Source organism: Pseudomonas sp. C32, from assembly GCF_030417915.1.
Lineage (GTDB): Bacteria > Pseudomonadota > Gammaproteobacteria > Pseudomonadales > Pseudomonadaceae > Aquipseudomonas.
This window is the reverse complement of the sequence record NZ_JAUHUK010000003.1, coordinates 65,648-88,272: the sequence shown is the minus strand read 5'-3', so window position 1 is coordinate 88,272 and position 22,625 is coordinate 65,648. Positions and strand designations below refer to the sequence as shown.

The following is a 22,625-nucleotide window of genomic DNA, read 5'->3' as shown; positions in this document are numbered from 1 at the left end:
GATCAATGTCGGAAAAAGACACCATCTCTATGCAATTGGTGCGTGAAGCGCTGATGCAAAGCTGCGCCCCGGGTATTGCCACTGAAGAAGTGTTGAGCAAGGTCGGCATTGATCCGCTGCTACTGGAAACTGCCAATGGTCGCGTGCCGGCCACCGCTTATGCGCGTCTGTGGCGGTTGTTGGCACGGCGAGGGGACGATGAGTTTTTTGGCATGGACCCGCGCAAACTCAAATCCGGCAGCCTGGAGTTTCTCTGTCGCTGCGCCATGGTCCAGCCGAATCTGGCAGCGGGCCTCACCAGCGGTTTGAGTTTCCTGTCATTGATGCTTGAACACCTGCCCGCCGAGTTGGTGCGTCAACAAAGCCTGGCGGAAATCGTGCTGCTGGAAGACGACAAAGACCCGCGCCGGGCCTTCACCTATTTCACTTATTGGATGATCGTGCACGGCGTTGCCTGCTGGCTGGCGGGGCGACGGATACCGATCCTGGCCATCGAGTTGCGTTGTGCGCAGCCGGACTTTTGCGATGACTACCAGGTGATGTTCTCGCAGAATCTGCGGTTCGACCGCCCGCGCACGCGGATGATTTTTTCCGCCGATTGCCTGGATTCACCCATCAAGCGCAGCCCCGAGGAACTCAAGCGATTCCTGGCCCATGCACCGGCCAATATCCTCGTGAAATACCGTGACCCTGACAGTCTGGCCAGCCGCATCAAGCAGGATCTTCGGCAATTGCCCGCCGAACACTGGCCGGAAACCGAGGCCCTGGCGCAGCGCCTGTGCATGTCGGCCTCGACCTTGCGCCGTCGACTGGCCGAAGAAGGGCAGACCTATCAAGGTCTCAAGGACAGCGTGCGCAAGGAACTGGCGATTGTCTGGTTGGCCGAGCCGACCATCAGCTTCGCCGAGATCGCCACACGCCTGGGATTCGCCGATGCCAGCTCGTTCTACAAGGCCTTTCGCAAATGGTCGGGTTCCAATCCCGGGCATTACCGCAGCTTGATCCTCAACGACGTAGAGTGATTTCGCCGGCTCAGTCCTTGAGTGTCCAGCGGCTCTACTGTGCGACCACCGCAGGCTTGGCGGGTTCATCCTTGGCGGGCACATCCGGGTTTTGCATGACCTGAAGCACCGAGGCTTCCGGGTCGAATTCGTCTTCTTCCAGCTCGAAGAATTCTTCGGGCAGGAAGATGTTCAGAACGATAGCGCACAGCGCGCCGACCGTGATGGGCGACTCGAAAATGTTGTGCAGCGCCATCGGCAGTTCGCGCAACACCTCGGGAACGGCGGCCACGCCCAGGCCCATGCCGAGGGAGATCGCCACGATCAGCATGTTGCGCCGATGCAGGCCGGCCTCGGCGAGGATCTTGATTCCGGCCACGGCCACCGTGCCGAACATCACCAGCTCGGCGCCACCCAGTACCGGTTTGGGCATCAGTTGCAGTACCGCGCCAATCATCGGGAACAACCCCAACACCACCAGCAGGCCCGCGATGAAGAACGCCACATAGCGACTGGCGACGCCGGTGAGCTGGATCACGCCGTTGTTCTGGGCAAAGGTCACCATCGGCATGCTGTTGAATACGGCGGCCATGGCCGAGTTGAGGCCGTCGGCGAGCAGTCCGGATTTGATCCGGCGGATGTAGAGCGGGCCCTTGACCGGTTGCCGGGAGATCATCGAGTTGGCGGTCAGGTCGCCGGCCGCTTCCAGGGGCGAGACCAGGAAAATCACCGCCACCGGCACAAACGCCACCCAATCGAAGGAGAATCCGTACTTGAACGGCACCGGAACGCTCATCAGCGGCACGTCGGGCAGGCTGGAGAAATTCACCTGGCCCATCAGCCATGCCACGAAATAGCCCAGGGTCAAACCGATCACAATCGCCCCAAGGCGCAAGAACGGCACGTCCACCCGGTTCAATACCACGATGGTGCCCAGCACCAATGCCGCCAGTGCCAGATGACTCGCGGCGCCAAGGTCAGGCGCGCCGAAGCCGCCGGCAATGTCGGTCATCGCCACTTTGATCAGCGACAAACCCATGAGGGTAATGATGGTGCCAGTCACGACCGGGGTGATCAGCATCCGCAGTTTGCCGATGAACTGACTCAGCGCCACTTCAATGAAAGCGGCGAAAAAGCACACGCCGAAGATCGTCGAGAGGATTTCGTCGGTGCCGCCGCCCCGAGCCTTGACCATGAAACCGGCGCTGAGGATCACACTGATGAACGAAAAACTGGTGCCTTGCAGGCACAACAGGCCAGAACCGATGGGACCGAAGCGCCGCGCCTGAACGAAGGTGCCAAGGCCGGAGACAAACAGCGCCATGCTGATGAGGTAGGGCACTTCGCTTTGCAGGCCCAGGGCGCTGCCCATGATCAGCGTTGGCGTGATGATGCCGACGAAACTGGCCAGCACGTGCTGCAGGGCGGCGAACACCGTGGCAGTCAGGTGGGGGCGGTCGTCGAGGCCGTAGATCAGATCATTGTGGCGTGGAGCGGGGGCTTTTTCGGAGGCGGTCATGGTGATTTGCGTGCCAGAAGGCGGGCCGGGTCAGAAATTGGACGCGCAGGATGCCAGAAGCATCTTGTCACAGCAAAACAACCTGCCCGGCAATGCGGATCAGAGCCGCGACGCCAACACCTCGCCGACACTGCGGCGGCGGGCGTGCAACTCGCTGGCATGGATCAGTTGTTCGAGGTCTTCAGGGGTCACGTCAAAGAACGCTTCCATGTCTGCCAACGCCTGTTTCAGGTCTTGGGCGGTGATGGCCTGACTGTCGACCGGTGGGTGGTCGGCCGGGATCACAACCGCCGATTCACTGGTGCGTTTGGGGTAACGAACCCGTGTCAGGTTGTTATAGGCCAAGGCACTGAGCAGCATCGTCGCTGCGCTGAGCATCACCGGCGCCAGGGCTTTCCAGTCCATGGCGATGGTCGCCGGATCGGCCAATACCAGAATCAGCGCCAACGCGCCGGCCGGCGGATGCAGGCAACGCAGGCAGCACATCAGAATCAGCGCCATGCCCGCCGCCAGACACGCCGTGCCCAGGGTGCGCCCCAGAAAGTGAGCGACGAGCAATGCGAGCACCCCGGCGCACAGGTAGCCACCCATAATCGACCACGGCTGCGCCAGTGCGCCGGAGGACACCGCGAACAGCAACACCGCCGAAGCGCCCAGCGGGCCGATCAAATGTTGCGCCACTTGCATGCCGAACACCTGACTGCAAAGCCAGACGCTGAGCAGCGTCCCCAGCGCCATGCCGATGGCGGCACGGCTCCATTCAGTGGGTCGGGTATTGATGGCGGCAGGCAACCAGCGGGCAAACATTTCGAAAAACGCTCCATAAAAAATTCAATCAAAAAAAGGACTTAGCCTGGAAACCCAGAAAGCCCTTGAAGTTGTTCCAACTATTGGGGGAGGAACGGGCACAGTTTGCCGTTCAATCCTGATGCTGACAAATTCATATTAATGCGCTTTCAGTGCATTAATTTTGCTGTATCGACTTGCCTCGACCGCTCATGAAACACAGCAGTCCGCCCAGCGCCGCAAGCGCGCTCATCGCATAGAACATGGTCGGCGCCGGGGTGTGCATCAGCAGGAAGCCGCAAATCACCGGGCTCAATGCGCCGCCCAGCGCCGCCAGGTTCTGTGCGCCGTAGTAACTGCCGCGTAATTCGCCCGGTGCGAGGGTGTCGACGAAGAGGAATTCGGCCGGGTAAATGATGATTTCACCGAGGGTGAAAATGAACATCGCCACGCACCAGCTCACTACGCTGTCTGCCAGGCTGAAGCCGATCAGGCCGAGGATGAACAGGCCGGTGCCCACGACGATCCATTGCCGCAAGTGCTCGCGTTTGAGGAAACGTCCGATCTGGTATTGCAGCGCGATGACGCTGATGGCGTTGCAGGCGAGCAGGGCGGCCATGATTTCCATGGTGTGTTGCGCGTCGCTGGTCACCAACAGGTACTGCGACAGGTAAAACGTGAACCGGCCGTGTACCACCGTGCTGAGCAGGCAGCCTGCGGTGAACAGGATCAAGGTACGGTCGTTTTTCAGGGTGATCAGGGTTTTGAGAAACGTCTGAGCCTGCACCGCAACAGGTGCTCGCGCAGGCTCTTTCGGGATCCCGGTCAACAGGAAAACACTGAAGAACGCGATGGCCGCTGCGACCAGGAACGGCGCGCTGGTGAAGCTGCCGGCAATCAACACACCGAACATCGGCCCGACCGCGTAGCCGATGTTGGTCAGCGTATAGCTCAGGGAAAACGCCTTGGCGCGCTGGCCCACGGGCAAATTGTCGCTGAGGATCGCTTTCGAACCGATCAGAAACAGCGACGAAGCGGTTTCAGTGACGATCAAAGTCGCCATGGTCAGGTAGAGGTTCTCGGCAAACGTCAGCAGCACCAGACCGATGGCGCTGGAAAGCATGGCGAGGATCAGCAGCCGGCGCTTTTCGAAGCGATCGATGATGTAGCCACCGTACAGCGACAGCAGGGTGGCGACGAATACGGCGATGCCGAGCAGCAGACCAACGTCTTGTTGGTTGAGGTCGAGTTTGTCGCTGACAAACAGGGTGAGCAGCGGGCTGGTGATGGCGCGGCTGACGACTATGGTCAGCGAGCAGATCAGCAAACGGCGGATAAGCGGGGAGTAACTGACCACGGGGAATGTCCTTATTCGATTGAGCCGGTTTCAGCCCAATCCCGGACGCTACTGTAAACGCAACACGGAACCCGTGGCGAGGGAGCTTGCTCCCGCTGGGCTGCATAGCGGCCCCGACAAGGGACTGCTGCGCACTCCAGCGGGAGCAAGCTCCCTTGCCACGGGTTTGATGATGATCCTGACCAGACTTATGCCACCACCGAAGCCGCCGACCACTGCTGATACGGAATCGGTAGCTTGCGTGACTCGCCACGGCCTATCGGGAAGTACTTGAAGCCGTTGCGCGCCAGGCGATCGGCGTCGTAGAGGTTGCGGCCGTCGAAGATCACCGGGGCGTTGAGCCGCTGCTGGAGCAGGTTGAAGTCCGGCGCCTTGAACTGCTGCCACTCCGTGCAAATGATCAGCGCATCGGCGCCGGAGAGCACCGATTCCGGTGTGCCCATGAGCATCAGTTTCGACTCGTCGGGATACAGCTGCTGGGTTTCCTGCATGGCTTCCGGATCGAACGCACGCACACTGGCCCCGGCCGCCCACAAGGATTCGAGCAACACCCGGCTCGGCGCGTCGCGCATGTCATCGGTGTTCGGTTTGAACGCCAGGCCCCACACGGCAAAGGTCCTGCCGCGCAAATCCCCCTGGTAAAACGCGTTGATGCGCTCGAAGAGTTTGTGTTTTTGCCGCTGGTTGATCGCTTCGACCGCTTGCAACAGATCGCTTGAGCAATGGGCTTCCTCGGCGCTGTGGATCAGGGCGCGCATGTCCTTGGGGAAACACGAACCGCCATAACCGCAGCCGGGATAGATGAAGTGGTAACCGATTCGCGAATCGGCGCCGATGCCCAGGCGCACCGATTCGATGTCGGCCCCCAGGTGCTCAGCCAGTTCGGCGATCTGGTTGATGAAGCTGATCTTGGTCGCCAGCATGCAGTTGGCGGCGTACTTGGTCAGTTCGGCACTGCGCAGGTCCATGAACATGATGCGTTCATGATTGCGGTTGAAGGGCGAGTACAGATCGCGCATCACATCACGCACGTCTTCGCGCTCGCAGCCGATCACGATACGGTCCGGGCGTCGGCAGTCGGCCACGGCCGAGCCTTCCTTGAGAAATTCCGGGTTGGAGACGATATCGAACTGCAACAAGCGGCCGACCGCGATCAGGCATTTGTCGATGTGCGCGCGCAGGGCATCGCCGGTGCCCACGGGGACGGTGGATTTTTCCACCAGAATCACCGGTTGCTCACGATGCCGTGCCACCGCTTCGCCGACCGACATCACGTAGCGCAGATCCGCAGATCCATCGTCCCTGGACGGTGTACCGACCGCGATGAACAGCACCTGGCCATGCTGCACCGCGAACTTCTCGTCGGTGGTGAACTGCAGCCGTCCGGCGTCCAGGCTTTCGCGCACCAGGCTGGCCAGCCCCGGCTCGAAAATGCTCACGTGGCCCTGTTGCAGCCATTCGACCTTTTTCTCGTCGATGTCCATGCAAACCACGTCATGCCCGACTTCAGCCAGGACAGCCGCCTGCACCAGGCCCACGTAACCGCTACCAAATACACTGATTTTCATGGTTTGCTCCTGCCGCGATCCGTTGCGACCACAATTAGCAAAGCCATGTTGCAGTTCATCTATCACGTCGGTCGTGTCGGGGCGCCACGGCGTTGACTTTCCCGGCCATGACCGGCAGCGTAGCGGCCATCGCTGAACCCACGCCGTTTTTTGTCTTTTGTTACACCTATCTATTTCAAGGCCGTTCGTTTGATTGACTTACCCGTTGCTGATTCACGTAATCCCTCCGTCAACCCGCTCACCGTGTATCTGGCGCGACTCGCGCCGTCCAGCCAACTGACCATGCGATATGTGTTGCAGGACGCTGCCGACCGGTTGGGCTTCGAAGATATCGATATCGAGGAGATCCCTTGGCACAACCTGCAGCCTGAAGACGTGATCGCGCTGGTCGCGACCCTGCGTGAGGATGGCTACGCACCGAACACTTCCTCGCTGTACGTCAATGCGGTGCGCGGCGTCATGAACGAAGCGTGGCGCATGAGCCTGATTTCCCAGGAACACCTGCTGAAGATGCGTTCGGTGAAGGGCATCGCCGGGACACGACTGTCCCAGGGGCGCAATCTCAGGCGGTCACTGATCCAGGAGTTGATGGCGGTCTGCGCCGCCGACCCACGGCCACAAGGCCTGCGTGACGCGGCGATCATCGGGATTTTGTACGGTTCGGGGATGCGGAAATCGGAATCGGTGAACCTGGAGCTCAACCAGGTCGACTTCGCTGAGCGCAGCCTGCGCGTCACCGCCAAGGGCAACAAACAGCTGATCAAGTACGCACCGGCCTGGGCGTTCGCCAAACTTGAAGCCTGGCTGGAATTGCGTCGTTCGATGTTGAAGGAGGGGGAGGAGGACGATCCGTTCCTGTTCAACCGCATTCGCCGTGGCAGCCACATCACCCGCGAGCGCATCACCAAACATGCGATCTACTACATCGCGCGGCAACGGGGCGCCCAGGTCGGGGTGAAAATCATGCCCCACGATTTCCGGCGCTCATTCATTACCCGGGTGATCGAAGAGCACGATTTGTCGATTGCACAGAAACTGGCCCACCACAGCAACATCCAGACCACGGCCAATTACGACGTGCGTGATGACAATGAACGGCGCCGGGCGGTCGATCGCTTCGACCTTTGAAGCGCGGCGATCAAACCTCGCTCAGGACGTGGGCGTGGCCGATGGTCGAGACCTGGACCGTGCTGCCGGCGGGCGGCGCATACATGCCGGAGCTGCGGACCAGCAATGACCGACCGGATTGTTCGCTGTTGGCCAAAGGCTGCAGCTCCACGGTCAGGGTGCAGGTATTGCCGCTGAAATCCCGGTCGGTGACGACCGCACGGCAACCGGCAACCTCTGCATCGCTGGGCAGGATGCTGAGCAGTTGCAGCTGTTCAGGCCGCAGCATGATCTGCGCCGAGTTGTTGTTGCGGTGGTTGTTGACCGGAATTCGCCCCAGATCACAATGGGCCCAGCCGGCCTCGATGCGCGCCGGCATGACCACGGCATCGCCGAGAAACAGCGCGGTTTGTTCATCCTCGGGGTAACGGTAGAGGTCCAGCGGATGCCCCGATTGCACCAGTTGACCGTGACGCATCACTGCCAGCTGATCGGCGAATGACAAAGCTTCGCTCTGGTCATGGGTGACCAGAATGGCGGTGACGCCGGTGTCTTCGAGCAATCGTGCGACCATTTTGCGCATGGCGGCGCGCAAACCGGTATCGAGTGCCGAGAACGGCTCATCCAGCAACATCAGTCGCGGTTGCTGTGCCAAGGCGCGGGCCAGTGCCACACGTTGCTGCTGACCACCGGACAATTCGTGGGGCCAGCGCTCGCCCATGTTCGAATCCAGCGCCACGCTGTCCATCAACTCATCGATGCGATGCTGCCGGGCCGAGCCCTTGGTCGACAGGCCGAAGCCGATGTTGGCCGCCACCGTCATGTGCGGGAACAGTGCACCGTCCTGCGGCACGTAGCCGATCAGGCGCTGGTGCGCCGGTACTTCGTGCGTGTTGTCGACCAGGGTCTGGCCGTTGAGCGACAGACGTCCGGAATCGGGGAATTCGAAGCCTGCGATCATTCGCAGCAAAGTGGTTTTGCCAGACCCCGAGGGGCCGACAATGACGGTGCGGCTGCCGCTGGGCACTGACAGGCTGACGTTGTGCAGGGCACGATGGGTGCCATAGGTTTTGTTCAGTGAGTGCAGTTCGAGCGTGTTCATCGGCCCGCCGTTTTCTTCGATTGGTGATAAAGGAGCCCGGTCAGCGGCAGCGACAATATGATCATCAACAGGGCATAGGGGGCTGCGGCGGCGTAATCGATTTCGCTGGTCATCGCCCAGAACCCGGTGGCCAGGGTGCGCGTGCCGTTCGGGGCGAGCAGCAGGGTGGCGGTCAGTTCATTGGTGATTGCCAGGAACACCAAAGCTGCACCAGCGGCAGCGCCCGGTGCAGCCAGGCGCAAGGTGATCAACCACAGCGCGCGGGCGGGTGAACGGCCAAGGCTGCGGGCGATGTTTTCCAGCTCCACCGGTGCCTGGGCGATACCGGCACGCAAACTCACCAGGGCCCGTGGCAAAAACATCAAAAGATAGGCCAGCAGCACGGTGATCGTGGTCTGGTAGATGGGCCGGGCAAAGTGGATGGTGACTGTCACCAACGCCAGTGCCACGACAATGCCGGGCAGGGAACTGGTGATGTAGTTGCAGCTTTCCAGCACACGCTGCAGGCGACCGGGATAACGAATCGACAACCAGGCAATCGGGATCGCCGCACAGGTGGTCAGCGCTGCGCCTGTCACCCCGAGCAACAACGTTTGCTCCAGGGCAGGCAACAGCTCAGGCAGGTCCCAGACCTGCGTGCCCCCGGCGATCAGCCACTTACCCAACGTGATCAGCGGAACACCCAGGGCAAGGATGCAGGTCACAATCATCAACGCTGTGGACAGAAGGGTCGACGGTGTTTTCAGGCTCACGACCCGTTGCTCACGGGCACTGCCCGAACCAACGCGGGCGTAACGCGCCGTCCCCCTTGCAGCCGATTCCACCGTCAACATGGCCAGGCAACACAACGCAAGCACACTGGCCAGCATGTGCGCGGCAGGCCCGTTGAAAGTGGATTTGAACTGATCGAAGATCGCCGTGGTGAACGTGTCGAAGCGGATCATCGCGTACAGGCCGTATTCGGCCAGCAGATGCAAGCCGACCAGCAACGCACCGCCGCAAATCGCCAGGCGCAGTTGTGGCAACACCACGCGAAAAAACACGGCCCAGGGCTTGAGCCCCATGGATTCGGCGACGTCTTCAATGGCCGGGTCGAGCCGGCGCAATGTCGCCGCCACCGGCAAATATAGAAACGGGAAATAGGCGATCACCGATACCAGCACGCCGGCGAACAGCCCGTGAATCGGCGGCACCAGGCTGACCCACGCGTAACTGTGAACGAAGGCGGGCACCGCCAGCGGCGCGGTTGCCAGCAACGACCACCAACGCCGTCCCGGCAGATTCGTGCGTTCCGTCAGCCACGCCAGCGTCACGCCCAATGCGATGCATAACGGAATCGTCAGCAGCACCAGCAACACGGTGTTGACCAGCAACTCGCCAACCCGTGGGCGGAACACCAATGTCACAACGCTCGCCCAGCCGGTCTGCAAGGACACGCCGATAACGTACGCAATCGGCAGCAGTGCGAGTAGCGAAACCAGCACCGACAAACCGATCACCCACGCACCGCCACGCCCCGCAAACGCACCACGGGAACGTCGACGCAAATTTGCGGGTATCGGCTTGGCGATTCCCGCAGGCAGTATTTCCGGCATCAATTAGAGCAGTCCGGCCTGTGTCATCAGCTCCACGGCTTTTTTACTGTCGAGTTTCGAGGCATCGACGGTCGGCGCATCGAGTTGTTGCAGAGGCACCAGTTTAGGGTTGGATGCAGCGTTCTTGCCCACGGCGTATTCAAAGGACTTGCCATTCTTCAGCACCGCCTGGCCATCCTTGCCGGTGATGTACTTCAGGAACGCCTGGGCTTGTTCCTTGTGTTTGCTGGACGCCAGCACGCCGCCACCGGAGATGCTGACAAACGCGCCCGGGTCTTTGTGCTTGAAGTAGTGCAGGGCGGTGTTCTTGCTGTTCTCGCCGGTCTTGGCCTGATCGACGTAAGCGTAATAGTGATAGATCACGCCGCTGTCGATCTGCCCGGCATTCACCGCTTTGAGCACCGAACTGTTGCCGCGGTACGCGGTGAAGTTGGTTTTCATCGCCTTGAGCCAGTCGAGTGTGGCGGCTTCGCCTTTCTGTTCGAGCATGGCGGCGACGATCGCCTGGAAGTCGGCACCGCCCGGTGAAGCGGCCCAGCGACCTTTCCAGCTGGGTGCGGCCAGGTCCATGATCGATTTCGGCAGGTCGGCTTCCGCCAGCTTGCTCGGGTTGTAGACGAATACGGTGGAGCGCGCGGCAATGCCGACCCATTTGCCATGGGCCGGGCGATAAGCGGCGTCCACTTGCTCCAGCGTGCTCTTGTCGAGCGGGGAAAACAGGCCGGCGTTGTCGACCAGCACCATGGCCGGGGAGTTTTCGGTCAGGAACACATCGGCCGGCGAGTCTGCACCTTCCTGAACGATCTGATTGCCCATCTCGGTGTCATCACCGTTGCGCAACGTCACCGGAATACCGGTTTCCTGGGTAAAACCCTCGACCCAGGCTTTGGTCAGGCTTTCGTGCTGGGCGTTGTAGACCACCAGACCGACGGTATCGGCGGCGTAAGCGTGACCCGCACTCAGCAGCGCGGTGGTCAGCAGGGCTTTTTTCAGAAAGGACGGAAAACGGGAAATCATGCGGCGCCAGCTCCTGTTCTTTTTAACTTGCAGACTCAACCAGAGAGAATCGACAACGCAACGTCGTCAATTATTCTAGATCAATAGGAATCATTTGCATGTTTGAGGGGCGGCTAATTTAAACCGCCCCTTGAGAAAAAAACGTCAAATCATTGCGACGCAGGGCAGCCTTTTTGTATGCCAGCCGACGCCTGGTTGATCAGCGCAGCCAGTCGCTTGACGTTCTTCTGCTGGGCGAGCACCAGTTCGTCGATGCTGGCACCGGCGGGCGTCTGCAGGGTGCTGCGGCAAACGATGCGAACGCCGTCAATTTCACTTCCGCTGCGCAGGCGCCATTTGACGTCCATCAGCGCATATTGCCCGGGGATCGAGTCAAATCGCTGCACATTGACCCCCAGCGCCTGACGGGTGCCCGGATTGCTGTTGATCAATTGATCGGCCAGTGCACTGCGCAATTCGTCGACGAGCGAAGCACCCCACCATTGGGTTTCCAGAATCGCCAGGCCGCTGTCGCCTTCGCGAATGACGATCTGCGGGCGATCGACCTGGGGTGGAACGGTAAGGGTCTCGATCTGAATAGTCCCGGCGTTCCTTGGGTGAGCGCCCGGTTGGGCCGGGGTCAGCGTGTGGAATTGAATCGGGTCACTGCGGCAAGCGGCGAGCAGTAACACAGAAGCGAGCAATGTGAACTTCAGCGGAAAAGCCATGGATGTTGCTCCTGTACTCAATTGCGCGGAGGCCCTTTCAGGTCCATTGGTGCGGCATTGTCGGGACGCCCGCGCAGCAGCGATTCCGGATGCCGGCCCAGGTAATCCGAAAGGTCACGCAAGGATCTCGATGTGCGTCCCAGTTCGTCCAGGGTCGTGCCCAGTTTTTCCCGTTGCGGTGAATCCTCGGCCAGGGTCGAGTTGGCCGACTGCAGTGTCGTATTGGCCGACTCCAGGGTCCTGCTCAGGTCCGCCAGGGTGGTAGTCACACCAGGCAATGTTTTGCCGTTGAATTGCGTCAAGCCTTTGCGCAACTCGACGAGGTTGCCATCGAGGTTGCCGGCAATGCGTTCCACGGGCAGTTTGTTGATCTTGTCGACCATGGCTTCGAGTTTTTCCTGCAATTGTTCGAGGCTGCCCGGCACGGTGGGGATCATGATCGGGCGCGCAGTGGCATCGAACACGACCTTCTCCGCTTTTGGATAGAAATCCATGGAAATGTAGAGCTGGCCGGTCAGGAAGTTGCCGGTACGGGCCTGGGCGCGCAGGCCGTTCTCGATAAAGGAGCCGATCAAGCGCACCGCGCCGGCTTCGTCACTCGGGTCATGATTGAGCGCCTTGAGCATTTTTACGTGGGCCTGCCCCAGGCGTTGCGGATAAATCACAATCCCGACATTGAGCGGGAAAGTGCGTTTCTTGGCGTCGAAATCCAGGTTGATCGACACCACTTTGCCGATTTCGATGCCCAGGAACTCAACCGGCGCATCGATCTTGAGTCCGCGCAGGGCCTGGTCGAAACGCATGGACATGTACTGCGGTTTGCCATTAGGCGGGGCGAGGGCGGTTTGCTGGTCGTCGAACAGTTCGTAGGCGTATTCGGCAGCCGCAGGTTTATCGTTGGGGCTGTAATCCGGTGCGCGGAACGCAATGCCACCGACCAGGATGGCAGACAACGATTCGGTCTTGACCGCAAAACCGTTGGCGCCAACGTTGACGTCAATGCCGCTGGCGTTCCAGAAACGGGTGTTTTCGGTGACATACTTGTCGTGCGGCGAGTGGATGAACAATTCGATGTTCACGCCTTTACCGTCCGGATCGAGGGCGTACGCCACCACTTGGCCGACCGGAATCTTGCGGAAGTAAACCGGCGAGCCGATATCCAGCGACCCCAGGTCCTGGGTGATCAAGGTGAAACGCTTGCCCGGTTCGCCATAGGTGATCGGCGGCGGGTTCTCCAGGCCCTGGAAGTTTTTCGAGCGGCCATTGGCCTGGCCGATATCGGCGCCGATGTAATCGCCGGACAGCAACGTATCGATACCCGAGACGCCACCGGCCCCGATACGTGGCCTTACCACCCAGAACTGCGAGTCTTCGCGGGTAAAGCTTTCCGCCTGCTTGGACAGTTTGATGGTGGCGTTGACGCTTTTCTGGTCGTTGCTCAGCTCCACGTCCGTGACATGGCCGATCACCACGTTGCGGTACTTGACCTCAGTCTTGTTGGCGGTCAGCCCGCTACCGGTCTTGAAGTTCACCACGACGGTGGGGCCTTCTTGCAGAATGCTGTGGACCACCAGCGAAATCCCCACCAGCACCGCGACAATCGGCACGATCCAGACCAGCGAAAAGCTGAAACGGCCACTTGTCTTGATCGGGGCCTGCCCGGGAGCTTGTGGCTCGTTAGTGGTTTGCGACTGCATCCTTGACCTCCTCAGTTTGTGGGTCCTGCTGCTCTTTATCCCAAATCAGGCGCGGGTCGAAACTCATCGCCGACAGCATGGTGAACACCACCACCAGACCAAAGAACAAAATGCCCAGGCGCGGCTCGATGTCGGCCAGGGCTTGAAACTTCACCAGCGAGGCCACCAGCGCGACCACGATGACATCGAGCATCGACCAGTAGCCAATGACTTCGACGAAACGGTACAGCGAAGAACGTTCCTTGCGTGCCCAATCGCTGTCGCGTTGCACAGTCACCAGCAGCATGGTGAGCGCGACGAACTTGACGCCCGGCACCGCGATACTGGCGATAAAAATGATCAGGGCGATGTCCCACGCGCCGGCTTCCCAGAACTCCAGAACGCCGCTCATGATCGTGCTGTCGGCGCCATTGCCGACCATTTTGGTATTCATCACCGGCAACAGATTGGCCGGGATATAGAACACCAGCGCCGCGATCATGTAGGCCCAGGTCCGGGTCAACGAATTGGTTTTGCGCCGATGCAAGGGGGCGCCGCAACGCTCGCATTCGTGGGGTTGATGGGTCACGTCGCAGGCCAGCCCACAGGTGTGGCACAGGCAAAGATTGAGTTCGTCGGCGACCGGTGGCCTGCTCATTGGATGTCCCACAGTTCACGAATGTCGCGTCCGGCGATGCGGATCATCAGAAGGCTCAGGATCGCCAGGGCAATCAGGCCGATGCCGGGCAGCACGTCGAGCAATCCGGCGAGCTTGATCACTGCAACCATGGCGCCCAACAGGCAGACTTCGAGCATGCTCCAGGGCCTTAAGCTTTCCAGCCAGCGCATGCAAAATTTGAATCCGGGCGAGCGCCGCTGAGTGACGGCGAACCCCAGGACCCAGAGCAGCAGCATCAACTGGATGATCGGCGCAATGATCATCGCGATGGCGGCAACCATGGCAATGAACGTAATAGGCCCCAGGCTCAGGGCCAACACCGAGTCCCAAAGGGTCGCGCTGTTTTTCAGGCCTTTGAGGCTGATGCTCATGATGGGATAGAAATTGGCGAAGACCCACAGCACCAGTGCGGTAAACGTCAGCGCCAGGCGCTGCTCCACCGTCAGGCCGTTATAGCGCTGAAGCACGCCACCGCAGCGTGTGCACAGGGTTTTTTGATGCTTGGCGAGCGTCACTTTCTCGTACACGCAATCGCAGTGCTCGCAGATGATCAGTTGATCAGTAGTCGCCATGGGTCAAGCTCAAAAGAAGGCAGGAAGTTCAGAGCACCTCAACAATATAGAAGTGGTTCGCAATTGAGCAAATAGAAATAAGAGGAGGGGGCACGCAAAAAACTGCAGGAGCCGGCTTGCTGGCGAATCGGGCGGTGCAGTGTGTCAGGCAAACCGCTTTCGCTGGCAAGCCAGCTCCTACAGGGGTAAGGGTGTCAGCTCAACACCTCGCGCATCCGGTACCACAACATGCCCAGTGCCAGCAGGGGCGAGCGCAGGGCGCGGCCGCCGGGGAAGGTCATGTGCGGCACAGCGCTGAACACATCGAAGCCTTTGCTGTGACCGGCGTGGATCGCTTCGCCCAACAGCTTTGCGCACCAGTGGGTCACGTTCAGGCCATGACCAGAGTAGCCCTGGGCGAAGAACACGTTCGGGTGCTGACTCAAGCGACCCACCTGCGGGAAGCGATTGGCCGAAATGCCGATCTTGCCGCCCCACTGATACTCGATGCGCATATCGGCCAGTTGCGGGAACACCTTGAGCATCTGTGGACGCATGTACGCGGCAATGTCTGCCGGATCCCGTCCGGAATAATGGCAAGCACCGCCGAACAGCAATCGCCGGTCCGCCGAGAGCCGGTAATAATCCAGCCCGACTTTCTGGTCGCACAACGCCAGGTTGTGCGGGATCAGTTGCGCGGCGGCCTCTGCTGACAACGGCTCGGTGGCAATGATGTAGCTGCCCGCCGGCAACACTTTGCCGCTGAGTTTGGGTTCGAGTTCTTCCAGGTGCGCGTTGCAGGCCAGCACCAGTGTGCCGGCGCGCACCGTACCGCCCGCACAACGTACTTGCGCGGTGCTGCCGTGGATCAACTCCAGCACCGGGCTTTGCTCGAAGATCTGCACGCCAAGGGACTCTGCGAGTTTCGCCTCGCCCAAGGCCAGATTCAGCGGGTGCAAGTGCCCCGAGCCCATGTCGACCAAGCCGCCCGCGTACACGCCAGAGTTCACAACGTGTTCACGGATCTGCCCGGGGTCGATCAGTCGGGTCTCATGGCCGTAACCCGACTCGATCAGTTCCGCCTGTTCGGCCTTCATCGCGGTGAATTGTGCCGCCGTATTGGCCAGTTCGCAGAAGCCCCAGCGCAGGTCGCAATCGATACCGTGTTCGCGGATACGCTTGGCCACCACCTGCACCGACTCGATACCGGCGTGCTCAAGGTATTGCACGCCGTCGGCACCAATGTGTTTGGCAAAACCGCTGACGTCATGCCCGATGCCGCGGATCAGCTGACCGCCGTTGCGCCCGCTGGCGCCCCAGCCGATTCGCCGGGCTTCCAGCAGGATCACCGAGAGACCGCGCTGGGCCAGTTCGATAGCGGTGTTGATACCGGTGAAGCCGGCGCCGATCACACAGACGTCGGCCACCAGGTCCGCGTCCAGCGCCGGGCGCGGCGTCATGCCGTTGGCCGATGCTGCGTAATAGGAGTGAGTGTGTTCGCTGGTGTACTGATTCATTTGTTGGACTTCACTTTGCTCCACGAACGAGTCATCAGACGCATGATCGGCTGGGGCGGGGTGGTGGAGATGTAGAGCTTGTCGAGGACTTCCTGGGGTGGATAAACCTCAGGATTGTTGACCAGTTCAGGGTCCATGAATTGCTTGGCGGCCGGGTTCGGGTTGGCGTAGCCGACCGAAGCGCTGACCTTGGCGATCACCTGCGGGTCGAGCAGGAAGTTGATGAAGGCGTGGGCTTCTTTCGGGTTGCTGGCATCGGCGGGAATGGCCAGCAAGTCAAACCACAGGTTGGCGCCTTCCTTGGGAATGGCATAGGCGATGTTCACGCCATTGCCGGCTTCCTTGGCCCGGTTGGCCGCCTGGAACACATCACCCGAGTACCCGAACGCGACGCAGATGTCACCGTTGGCCAGGTCGGACACGTATTTGGACGAGTGGAAATAGGTGATGTATGGGCGAATGCTCAGCAACTTGGCTTCGGCTTTCTTGAAGTCTTCAGGGTTCTCGCTGCGCGGGTCCATGCCCATGTAGTTGAGCATCGCCGGGAACACTTCATCGGCCGAGTCCATCATCGACACGCCGCACGCGCTCAACTTTTTGATGTTTTCCGGCTCGAACAGCACGGCCCAGGAGTCGATCTTGTCGATGCCCAGCACTTGCTTGACCTTGTCGACGTTGTACCCGATGCCGTTGGTACCCCACAGGTACGGCACCGAATGCTCGTTGCCCGGATCGTTTTTCTCAAGCAGCGCCAACAGTTTCGGGTCAAGGTTCTTGAAGTTCGGCAGTTGCTCGCGATCCAGTTTCAGGAAGGCACCGGCCTTCACCTGACGGGCGAGGAAGTGGTTGGACGGAACCACCACGTCATAGCCAGTACGCCCTGCGAGCAATTTGCCCTCCAGGGTTTCGTTGGAATCGAAGACGTCGTAGATCACCTTGATCCCGGTCTTGGCCTGGAAGTCGGCGAGGGTGGTTTCGCCAATGTAATCGGTCCAGTTATAGACGCTGACCTGTGGCTGGGCCTGGGCGACGGCGCTGAACAGAACCGCCAGCGCGGCCGGGACCACGGTTTTCAATAGACGCATATCGATACCTCTTGGAATTATTGGGTTATCCCGATTTTTTTGTCTGAACTGTAGGACCCGGCTTGCTGGCGAAAGGCGCAATGCGGTGTATCAGGTACACCCCGCCGCGTCTTTCGCCAGCAAGCCGGCTCCTACAGGGAGCGCGTGTGTGCTGTTGTCAGACGCTGAGCATCAGGAACTCACGCTCCCACGAACTGATCACCCGTTTGAAATTCTCGTGCTCGGCGCGTTTGACCGCGACGTAGCCACGCACGAACTTGTCGCCCAGGTAGCGGCCGATGGTTTCGCTCTCTTCCATCTGGGTCAGTGCGTCTTCGATGGTGATCGGCAGGCGCAGGTTGCGACGCTCATAAGCGCGGCCCTGTACCGCGGCGCTCGGTTCGATGCGCTCGACCATGCCGAGGTAACCACACAGCAGGCTGGCGGCAATGGCCAGGTACGGGTTGGCGTCTGCACCCGGCAAACGGTTTTCCACGCGCATGGCATCCGGGCTGGATGTCGGTACGCGCAGGCCGACGGTGCGGTTCTCTTCGCCCCATTCGACGTTCACCGGTGCCGAGGTGTCCGGCAGGAAGCGGCGGAACGAGTTGACGTTCGGCGCGAACATCGGCAGCACTTTCGGGATGTACTTCTGCAGGCCGCCAATGTGATGCAGGAACAGCTCGCTCATGCTGCCATCGGCATTGGCAAAGATCGGCTGGCCGGTGGCGATATCGACCACGCTCTGGTGGATATGCATGGCGCTGCCTGGCTCATCGCCGACCGGCTTGGCCATGAAGGTCGCCGCCACGTTGTGCTTGAGCGCCGCTTCACGCATGGTGCGCTTGAACACGGTGATCTGGTCCGCGAGGTCCAGGGCATCGCCATGACGGAAGTTGATTTCCATCTGCGCCGGGCCGTCTTCGTGGATCAGCGTGTCGAGGTCCAGGCCTTGCAGTTCGCACCAGTCATAGACGTCTTCGAACAGCGGATCGAATTCGTTGGCCGCGTCGATGGAGAACGACTGACGACCACTTTCGGCGCGGCCCGAACGGCCCATCGGTGCCTTGAGCGGCAAGTCCGGGTCTTCGCAACGCTGGGTCAGGTAGAACTCCATTTCCGGCGCGACGATCGGACGCCAGCCCTTGTCGGTGTACAGCTGCAGGACTTTTTTCAGTACGTTGCGCGGCGACAGTTCGATCGGGTTGCCGAACTTGTCGAAGGTGTCGTGGATCACGATGGCGGTCGGCTCGATGGCCCACGGCACCACGTAAACAGCGTCGGCGTCCGGCTTGCAGACCATGTCGATGTCGGCCGGGTCGAGCAGGTCGTAGTAGATGTCGTCGTCGACAAAGTCCCCGGTTACCGTTTGCAGAAGGACACTTTCCGGCAGGCGCATGCCTCGCTCATGCAGGAACTTGTTGGTCGGTGCAATTTTGCCGCGTGCAATGCCGGTCAGATCACTGACGACGCACTCGACTTCGGTAATCTTGTGATCTTTCAGCCAAGTGAACAGCTGATCGAAAGGGACATTCATAAAGACCTCATTATTGGTTTTATTAACGCCAGGAGAGGCCAGTTTCATCCGCCGGACACTTCCCCTGTAGCGCGTTGACGACTATCTTGTGCGAGCCTTGCAGTTCCATCTATCCACTTTAAGCAGCACAAAGCGCACCAAAAGAGTGCGTAAGGTCGTCCCATGACTGGTTTCAATTCCCTCCAGGTCCAAGCGTTCAACACCGCCGATGTCGCCGAGCAAATCCGCGCCACGCCGGGCTGGGTGCAGCAATACCAGCAGATGTCGCCGGGACATTTCGCGGGCCTGGTGCGCTACCTGGATCTGCAGGGCGTAGAGATTTACGAAGAGTCGATGAACACCCGGGTCGAGCAGAATTTCAGTGCGCCCCAGGGTTCGCTGGCGTTCTGTTTCGACCGCAGCGACAACGCGCTGTACGTGTTGAATGGTGAAAGCCGCAACATCTGGATCACCCCGGAGAACTATCAGGAAATCGCCGTGGTGTTCGGCCCCGAGTTTGTCCAGCGTCACAGCCTGGATGTCGCCCGACTCGAAGGCTTGTTCATGGCGCCGCTCAACTCCCAGCAAAATGCGCTGTTCAGTCGTTGGCTTAGCGGCACGTTGACCCGTCTTTCGCAGACGTTCGATCCGCCGAGCCGCGAAGCCCTGACTCAGCAATTGCTCGACGATTGCCTGTTTATTCTCGACAACGCCTGCGTTTGTCTTGACCAGGGCGCATTGCAACGCCGCGCCGGGGAGCGGGCGATCATGAAGCGGGTAGGGGAATGGGCCGCGGACACGCCGGAGGAACACCTCAACCTGCTTGAGCTGTCGCAGGTGGCCGGGGTTTCGCTGCGCCAGTTGCAGCATGCGTTCAAAACCTACACTGGCATGGCGCCGACCCAATGGCTGCGTTTGCGTCGCCTCAACAGTGCCCGCCGCGAATTGCTCAGCCGCACGCCGACGCAAACCACCGTGGCCGAAGTGGCGATGCATTGGTCGTTCTGGCATTTAGGCCGGTTTTCCAGCAGTTACCGTGCGTTGTTCAACGAACTGCCGAGTGACACGCTCAAGCGTGCGAGTGTGATTCAGTCAAGCGGTCGCAGCCGACGTTAGAACGTCGGCGGCGTAATCACCCAAATCACCACCGCATCGATGTCGCCAGGGTTGCCGTAGCGGTGCGGTTCCTGGCTGGAAAAGCTGAAGCTGTCGCCTTCATTGAGCTGAAAATAACGCTCGCCGACCCACAATTCGAAACTCCCCGAGAGCAGGTAACCGGCTTCTTCGCCGTCATGGCTGTAGCTTTGCTGGCTGTAGGTGCCCGGTGGAAAACGTGAGTGGAGCATTTCCAGTTGGCGGTTGGCCTGTGGGGTCAGCAACTGATCGACGATGCCGTCTTCGTAATGCACATTCAGGCGACTGTTCTTGCGCACCACGATGCCGTCGTCCTCAGGATCGGTGACGGCCTCACTGGCGAAAAACCATTGAATGGTCACGCCCAGGCTTCTGGCAATGTTGAACAGCGCGGGGATCGACGGATACGCGAGGTTGCGCTCCAGCTGGCTGATATAGCCGGCAGTGAGTTCGCTCTGTTGCGCCAGTTCCGCCAGGGTCATGCCCCGACGTTTGCGCAGGCCACGAATCCGCGTGCCGAGGAAATGCGGTTCGGCGTTGCCGGTTGCGGGGGGTGTCTTGCTGTTGCTGCTCATGGAAAATTCCGAACCGGGATGGGGGCGACTTGCGGTTTTCTGTAGGAGCTGGCTTGCCAGCGATGGGGGTACAGACACCGCCGTTATCCAGCCAGCACGCGTTATCGTTAACGACCTTCGCTGGCAAGCCAGCTCCTACAAAGCTCAGCGGTGAAAGCCCCGGAGTATAAACAGCCTTAAAGCTCCCACGCGACTTTCAAGCCTTCGTAAATCGCTTCTTCGGCAGTGCGCGGCGCCAGGCAATCGCCGATGCGCCGAAATTCCACCAGCCCTTGCAACTCATCGCCCAGGGTATCCACCGGTTGATGCCCCTGGCACAACACCAGCGTGTCGATGTTTTCCATCAGCATCGGCTCGCCGCTGGCGGTGTGTTGCAGGTACACCGTGTTGTCATCGCAGCCATACAACCGCGCATACGGTGTGATCGGAACAGCCAGTTTATGCAGCTCGCCGGCCAGTTGATCGCGCACGTACAGCGGCAGGTTTTCCCCGCAATGGGTGCCGTTAACCGCCAGTTGCACCTGGTGCCCGGCGCGGACCAGACGCTCGGCAATACCGGGGCCGATCCAGTCGCAGCGCCAGTCGACAACGACCACTGAGCGGCCGATCTGCATTTCATCGCGCAACACCTGCCAGGCATCCACTACCTGCAATTCGCCGCCCCGTTCGAACGCCGGCCAGTAGGGCTCGGCGCCAGTCGCGACAATCACCACGTCCGGTTTTTCTCTTTCTACCAACGCTCGATCAACACGGGTATTGCGGATGACACGCACGCCGGCCAATTCCATCTCCCTTTGCAGGTTGGTACTGGCGCCACCGAACTCGCTGCGACGCGGCAACAACTGCGCAAGCAACACCTGACCGCCGAGTTGTGAACTGGCTTCGTAAAGCGTTACTTCATGCCCTCGCTGGGCGGCGACGGCAGCGGCTTTCATGCCCGCCGGGCCGCCGCCGGCGATCATGATGCGCTTGCGAATATTCGTCGGTTTGCGTTCACCGAAAATCAGCTCGCGGCCGGTTTCCGGGTGCTGGATGCAGGAAATCGGCAAGCCCTTGTGAAAGTGCCCGATGCACGCCTGATTGCAGGCGATGCACGCACGTACGTCTTCGGCGCGGCCGGTGTCGGTCTTGTTCGGCATCTGCGGGTCGCAGATCAAGGCTCGGGTCATGCCGCACACATCGGCTTGGCCCCGGGCCAGAATCAGCTCGGCTTCCTGGGGCTGGTTGATGCGACCCGTGACGAACAACGGGATGTTCAAACTCGCCTTGAACGTCCCGGCCTCTTTGGCCAGGTACGCCGCTTCAATCGCCATCGGCGGCACGATATGCACCGCACCGCCGAGCGACGCCGACGTGCCGGCGACGATATGCACGTAATCCAGCTGGGTTTGCAGCCGTTTGACGGCGGCCAGGGATTCGTCTTCGGTCAGGCCTTCCGGGTCGCGTTCATCGGCGCAGATGCGCAGGCCGATGATGAATTGTTCATCGGTCGCCTCGCGGATGGCGGCAATGATTTCCCGCAGAAAACGCAGGCGTTGGTCCAGCTCACCGTTGTAGCCATCGGTGCGGCGGTTGACCCGTGGATTGATGAATTGCGCCGGCAAGTAACCGTGGCTGGCCACGACTTCGACGCCGTCGATTCCGGCTTGATGCAAACGGCGAGCAGCGGCGGCGTAACCGGAGACGATCTCGTCGATCATCGCCTGATCGAGTGCACGGGGCATCACCCGGAATCGCTCATTGGGCACCGTCGAAGCAGAGTAGGCCACCGCCAACAAGCCGTCGCTGGACTCCATGATTTCCCGACCCGGATGGAACACTTGCGACAGCACCACGGTGCCGTGGGCGTGGCAGGTTTGCGCGAGTTTGCGGTAACCCTCGATGCACGCATCGTCGGTCGCCATCAGCACATGGGAGGTGTAGCGCGCACTGTCGTGAACGCCGGCCACTTGCAACACGATCAGCCCGACACCGCCTTCGGCGCGCGCCCGGTGATAGGCGATCAGTTGCTCGTTGACCAGGTTGTCGGTGGGCATCGACGTGTCGTGCCCGCTGGACATGATGCGGTTTTTCAGACGCTTGCCACGAATCTGCAAGGGTTCGAACAGGTGCGCGAAGGCAGGTGTCGAGGTCGGCATGGTGCGGATACTCCAG

General features: G+C 60.4%; 19 protein-coding genes. 3 read left to right on the top strand and 16 right to left on the bottom strand.

Annotation, left to right across the window (positions count from 1 at the left end):
* The first annotated feature begins 5 nt into the window (after positions 1 to 5).
* On the top strand, positions 6 to 1,022 hold the full coding sequence (locus QYH43_RS04325; RefSeq protein ID WP_301156480.1) for an AraC family transcriptional regulator: 1,017 nt from the start codon (positions 6 to 8) through the stop codon (positions 1,020 to 1,022).
* A gap of 34 nt (positions 1,023 to 1,056) precedes the next feature.
* Here the strand turns inward: QYH43_RS04325 and QYH43_RS04320 are convergent, their stop codons facing one another.
* The 4 genes from QYH43_RS04320 to QYH43_RS04305 form a co-directional block, all read right to left on the bottom strand.
* On the bottom strand, positions 1,057 to 2,520 hold the full coding sequence (locus tag QYH43_RS04320) for a nucleobase:cation symporter-2 family protein (RefSeq protein WP_301156478.1): 1,464 nt from the start codon (positions 2,518 to 2,520) through the stop codon (positions 1,057 to 1,059).
* A gap of 99 nt (positions 2,521 to 2,619) precedes the next feature.
* A complete protein-coding gene (locus tag QYH43_RS04315) occupies positions 2,620 to 3,327 on the bottom strand; it encodes an HPP family protein (RefSeq protein WP_301156475.1) in 708 nt (235 codons plus the stop codon).
* 157 nt (positions 3,328 to 3,484) lie between these two features.
* The gene (locus QYH43_RS04310; RefSeq protein WP_301156473.1) at positions 3,485 to 4,663 is read right to left on the bottom strand and encodes an MFS transporter; all 1,179 of its coding nucleotides are present in this window, start codon (positions 4,661 to 4,663) and stop codon (positions 3,485 to 3,487) included.
* 188 nt (positions 4,664 to 4,851) lie between these two features.
* Entirely contained in the window at positions 4,852 to 6,231 is a 1,380-nt protein-coding gene (locus tag QYH43_RS04305) for a UDP-glucose/GDP-mannose dehydrogenase family protein (protein WP_301156471.1), read from the bottom strand.
* Positions 6,232 to 6,420: 189 nt separating this feature from the next.
* Here QYH43_RS04305 and xerC point away from each other — a divergent pair, with 189 nt between their 5' ends.
* Positions 6,421 to 7,359: a tyrosine recombinase XerC gene (gene xerC, locus QYH43_RS04300; protein WP_095152636.1), complete on the top strand. Its 939-nt coding sequence runs from the start codon at positions 6,421 to 6,423 to the stop codon at positions 7,357 to 7,359.
* A gap of 10 nt (positions 7,360 to 7,369) precedes the next feature.
* Here xerC and QYH43_RS04295 read toward each other — a convergent pair whose 3' ends face one another.
* From QYH43_RS04295 to QYH43_RS04250, 10 genes are all read right to left on the bottom strand, one after another.
* A complete protein-coding gene (locus tag QYH43_RS04295) occupies positions 7,370 to 8,440 on the bottom strand; it encodes an ABC transporter ATP-binding protein (protein ID WP_301156468.1) in 1,071 nt (356 codons plus the stop codon).
* Entirely contained in the window at positions 8,437 to 10,035 is a 1,599-nt protein-coding gene (locus tag QYH43_RS04290; RefSeq protein ID WP_301156466.1) for an iron ABC transporter permease, read from the bottom strand. Before QYH43_RS04290 ends, QYH43_RS04295 begins: the two co-directional genes overlap by 4 nt.
* A 3-nt stretch (positions 10,036 to 10,038) precedes the next feature.
* Positions 10,039 to 11,052, bottom strand: a complete 1,014-nt coding sequence (locus QYH43_RS04285) for an iron ABC transporter substrate-binding protein (RefSeq protein ID WP_301156465.1) — start codon at positions 11,050 to 11,052, stop codon at positions 10,039 to 10,041.
* A 149-nt stretch (positions 11,053 to 11,201) separates the two neighbouring features.
* On the bottom strand, positions 11,202 to 11,759 hold the full coding sequence (locus tag QYH43_RS04280; RefSeq protein WP_301156464.1) for a membrane integrity-associated transporter subunit PqiC: 558 nt from the start codon (positions 11,757 to 11,759) through the stop codon (positions 11,202 to 11,204).
* Positions 11,760 to 11,776: 17 nt separating this feature from the next.
* Positions 11,777 to 13,456 carry an MlaD family protein gene (locus QYH43_RS04275; RefSeq protein ID WP_301156462.1) on the bottom strand — a complete coding sequence of 560 codons (1,680 nt, stop codon included), beginning with the start codon at positions 13,454 to 13,456 and terminating at the stop codon, positions 11,777 to 11,779.
* The gene (locus QYH43_RS04270; RefSeq protein ID WP_095060081.1) at positions 13,437 to 14,093 is read right to left on the bottom strand and encodes a paraquat-inducible protein A; all 657 of its coding nucleotides are present in this window, start codon (positions 14,091 to 14,093) and stop codon (positions 13,437 to 13,439) included. The genes QYH43_RS04275 and QYH43_RS04270 overlap by 20 nt, the downstream gene beginning before the upstream one ends.
* Complete coding sequence (locus tag QYH43_RS04265) at positions 14,090 to 14,686, bottom strand: paraquat-inducible protein A (RefSeq protein WP_301156460.1); 597 nt, start codon at positions 14,684 to 14,686, stop codon at positions 14,090 to 14,092. Before QYH43_RS04265 ends, QYH43_RS04270 begins: the two co-directional genes overlap by 4 nt.
* A 194-nt stretch (positions 14,687 to 14,880) precedes the next feature.
* On the bottom strand, positions 14,881 to 16,182 hold the full coding sequence (locus tag QYH43_RS04260) for an FAD-binding oxidoreductase (RefSeq protein WP_301156459.1): 1,302 nt from the start codon (positions 16,180 to 16,182) through the stop codon (positions 14,881 to 14,883).
* The gene (locus QYH43_RS04255) at positions 16,179 to 17,267 is read right to left on the bottom strand and encodes a polyamine ABC transporter substrate-binding protein (RefSeq protein ID WP_301156458.1); all 1,089 of its coding nucleotides are present in this window, start codon (positions 17,265 to 17,267) and stop codon (positions 16,179 to 16,181) included. Before QYH43_RS04255 ends, QYH43_RS04260 begins: the two co-directional genes overlap by 4 nt.
* A gap of 157 nt (positions 17,268 to 17,424) precedes the next feature.
* On the bottom strand, positions 17,425 to 18,783 hold the full coding sequence (locus QYH43_RS04250; RefSeq protein ID WP_095060074.1) for a glutamine synthetase family protein: 1,359 nt from the start codon (positions 18,781 to 18,783) through the stop codon (positions 17,425 to 17,427).
* Between the two features lie 162 nt (positions 18,784 to 18,945).
* Between QYH43_RS04250 and QYH43_RS04245 the strand changes: the two genes are divergently transcribed.
* The gene (locus tag QYH43_RS04245; RefSeq protein WP_301156454.1) at positions 18,946 to 19,878 is read left to right on the top strand and encodes a helix-turn-helix domain-containing protein; all 933 of its coding nucleotides are present in this window, start codon (positions 18,946 to 18,948) and stop codon (positions 19,876 to 19,878) included.
* Here QYH43_RS04245 and QYH43_RS04240 read toward each other — a convergent pair.
* A complete protein-coding gene (locus QYH43_RS04240; RefSeq protein WP_095060070.1) occupies positions 19,875 to 20,471 on the bottom strand; it encodes a helix-turn-helix domain-containing protein in 597 nt (198 codons plus the stop codon). The genes QYH43_RS04245 and QYH43_RS04240 overlap by 4 nt on opposite strands.
* A 176-nt stretch (positions 20,472 to 20,647) precedes the next feature.
* On the bottom strand, positions 20,648 to 22,609 hold the full coding sequence (locus tag QYH43_RS04235) for an FAD-dependent oxidoreductase (RefSeq protein ID WP_301156592.1): 1,962 nt from the start codon (positions 22,607 to 22,609) through the stop codon (positions 20,648 to 20,650).
* Positions 22,610 to 22,625 lie beyond the last annotated feature (16 nt).

Coding starts and splice junctions, on each gene's coding strand:
- QYH43_RS04270 (WP_095060081.1), bottom strand. CDS start 14,093: ATGAGCAGGCCACCGGTCGCCGACGAACTCAATCTTTGCCTGTGCCAC.
- QYH43_RS04305 (WP_301156471.1), bottom strand. CDS start 6,231: ATGAAAATCAGTGTATTTGGTAGCGGTTACGTGGGCCTGGTGCAGGCG.
- QYH43_RS04295 (WP_301156468.1), bottom strand. CDS start 8,440: ATGAACACGCTCGAACTGCACTCACTGAACAAAACCTATGGCACCCAT.
- QYH43_RS04255 (WP_301156458.1), bottom strand. CDS start 17,267: ATGCGTCTATTGAAAACCGTGGTCCCGGCCGCGCTGGCGGTTCTGTTC.
- QYH43_RS04320 (WP_301156478.1), bottom strand. CDS start 2,520: ATGACCGCCTCCGAAAAAGCCCCCGCTCCACGCCACAATGATCTGATC.
- QYH43_RS04235 (WP_301156592.1), bottom strand. CDS start 22,609: ATGCCGACCTCGACACCTGCCTTCGCGCACCTGTTCGAACCCTTGCAG.
- QYH43_RS04315 (WP_301156475.1), bottom strand. CDS start 3,327: ATGTTTGCCCGCTGGTTGCCTGCCGCCATCAATACCCGACCCACTGAA.
- QYH43_RS04260 (WP_301156459.1), bottom strand. CDS start 16,182: ATGAATCAGTACACCAGCGAACACACTCACTCCTATTACGCAGCATCG.
- QYH43_RS04285 (WP_301156465.1), bottom strand. CDS start 11,052: ATGATTTCCCGTTTTCCGTCCTTTCTGAAAAAAGCCCTGCTGACCACC.
- QYH43_RS04275 (WP_301156462.1), bottom strand. CDS start 13,456: ATGCAGTCGCAAACCACTAACGAGCCACAAGCTCCCGGGCAGGCCCCG.
- QYH43_RS04250 (WP_095060074.1), bottom strand. CDS start 18,783: ATGAATGTCCCTTTCGATCAGCTGTTCACTTGGCTGAAAGATCACAAG.
- QYH43_RS04280 (WP_301156464.1), bottom strand. CDS start 11,759: ATGGCTTTTCCGCTGAAGTTCACATTGCTCGCTTCTGTGTTACTGCTC.
- QYH43_RS04245 (WP_301156454.1), top strand. CDS start 18,946: ATGACTGGTTTCAATTCCCTCCAGGTCCAAGCGTTCAACACCGCCGAT.
- QYH43_RS04265 (WP_301156460.1), bottom strand. CDS start 14,686: ATGGCGACTACTGATCAACTGATCATCTGCGAGCACTGCGATTGCGTG.
- QYH43_RS04325 (WP_301156480.1), top strand. CDS start 6: ATGTCGGAAAAAGACACCATCTCTATGCAATTGGTGCGTGAAGCGCTG.
- QYH43_RS04240 (WP_095060070.1), bottom strand. CDS start 20,471: ATGAGCAGCAACAGCAAGACACCCCCCGCAACCGGCAACGCCGAACCG.
- QYH43_RS04290 (WP_301156466.1), bottom strand. CDS start 10,035: ATGCCGGAAATACTGCCTGCGGGAATCGCCAAGCCGATACCCGCAAAT.